Origin of the sequence: Pseudoalteromonas sp. Isolate3 (assembly GCF_022398505.1) — a bacterium.
Lineage (GTDB): Bacteria > Pseudomonadota > Gammaproteobacteria > Enterobacterales > Alteromonadaceae > Pseudoalteromonas > Pseudoalteromonas apostichopi.
In genome coordinates this window covers 1-586 of sequence record NZ_JAKEVN010000278.1, presented here as the reverse complement: position 1 = coordinate 586, position 586 = coordinate 1, and the positions used below count along the sequence as shown (strand labels likewise).

Genomic DNA, 586 nt, shown 5'->3' with positions numbered 1-586 from the left:
GTCTTATTTAATACTTTTCTTTTCTTTTCTTTCCATCCCTATTACACATATTTTGTTGATATATCTACCTGTTATTAAGGCTCCTCAACTATCGGACAGGAATCGGGTTAATTTGTGGTTTTTGCTGTTATTAGTTTGTACTTTGGGGGTCATAGCTGCGCATGGTATTTCTCTGAATTTTGGTGTATTCATGTTTGAAGGAATTTATGAAGTTAGATTGTCGGCTAGGGAGAATAATAATTCATTTTCTTCATATTCATATTATTGGTTAGCAAAATGCATATGTCCTTTGGGAATTATTTATGGTGTAGTCTCAAAGCGATTGTGGATGATAATTTTATCGATATTTGTTCTTTTATATTTATATATGACAACTGGCCATAAGTCTGTTTTTTTAACTATTTTTATTATGCTTGCATTTCTCTGGGGAGAAAACTCATTTGAGTCAAAAGTCAATTTATTGTTGAAGGGTTGCCTTTTCGTTTTTGCTTTATCTTTCGGTTTATCTTATATATTTGACATTACAATTTTAGAATCGATGTTAGTAAGGCGTTTGTTTTTTATTCCTGCTTTATTAAATATATAT

1 pseudogene is annotated in these 586 nt (G+C 30.4%); it reads left to right on the top strand.

Annotated features, from left to right (window positions below):
• Positions 1 to 190: 190 nt before the first annotated feature.
• A pseudogene (locus L1D46_RS20830) lies at positions 191 to 586 on the top strand (hypothetical protein); the annotation flags it as partial.